Raw genomic sequence first — 1,141 nt, 5'->3', positions numbered from 1 at the left:
TTTATGATGCTAAGAAACTAGCTCTAAGTAATAGTATTGAGCTAATACTATCTCAAGCTAAAGATACTCCTGTACCTAGAAACCAGTTTAATGAAGCTGTGATGAAATACTCTGAAGAGTATATGAAAAAAGGTGCTAAAAAAATAGCTGGGAAAACTAGTGTTACTACTTATGAGCTAGTTGATAGTATTATCAAGGGTAAAGATATCCCTTCTGCTACTATTAGCCTTATCACAGATGAAAAAGTAGAAACTGCTATAACTAGCTTTATAAACAAAGTACATATCAGATATGCTAATAATGAATTTACAAGGAATATCCTTAGTGACAAAGCACTAAAAGATAAGTTCACACAGATGGTAGAAGATAGCTTTGAGGTTAAGAACTTCTTTGGTGTAGCGAATGGTAAATCTATCACTAGAATATTACTAAGTAGTAAATTTGATACAAATGTTAGTATAGCTCAAGAAGTTAGCCCACTATTAGCTAAAGCTGCTAGTGAGAGAAATATAGCTGTAGAGACTAGATATTATAAAGGAGAGACTCACTACTTCGTAGAGGAGAACTCTTATAGAGAGTTTCAACAGCAAGTACATACTGAGACTGATGATTATCTCAAGAAGCTAGATGAGCAGAATAAACTAAAAACTAAAAATCTAATAGATAAAAAGCAATATGAAGAGCTGAAAACTACATCTATTGGTAGTTTAAGATTTAAGTTTGTAAAAGGAATTATGGAGAGTTGTTATGGTACATATAGTGCTATTGATGAGCTAAATGAAAAGTTACAAACACTACAGCAAACAGAAGGTGTAGATAATGCTATAGTATGTTTGGGATTGTATAAGCAGGTATTTGATATACAAAAGAACTGTGTTGAGATAGTTAACAAATGGAATAATCACAAGCTGAGTATGATGCTAAAAGTAGTACCATGCACAGAGCTATTTGGCAGTATAGAGACAGAGACTACCAAAAAGATAGATAACTTAATGACTAAGAAAAAAGATATTAGTCAACTACTCAAGATGAATGATGTAGTAACTGGTACATTAGGGCTAGGTATAAGCACCCTACAGCTGATACAAAGTGTTCGAAGCCTTGCTGAGAGTATGAACCAAAATGATGAGCATATTATACG

1 protein-coding gene is annotated in these 1,141 nt (G+C 33.0%); it reads left to right on the top strand.

The genetic code is table 11. The annotated features are described in order from the left end of the window. Positions 1 to 1,141: hypothetical protein (locus F3D57_RS10295; protein WP_191092395.1), on the top strand; the 1,141-nt coding region annotated here is incomplete at both ends.

Source organism: Francisella sp. SYW-2 (genome assembly GCF_008711475.1).
Taxonomy (GTDB): Bacteria; Pseudomonadota; Gammaproteobacteria; order Francisellales; family Francisellaceae; genus Francisella; species Francisella salimarina.
Note: the sequence above shows the minus strand (reverse complement) of the source record. Positions and strands in the feature narration are given on the sequence as shown.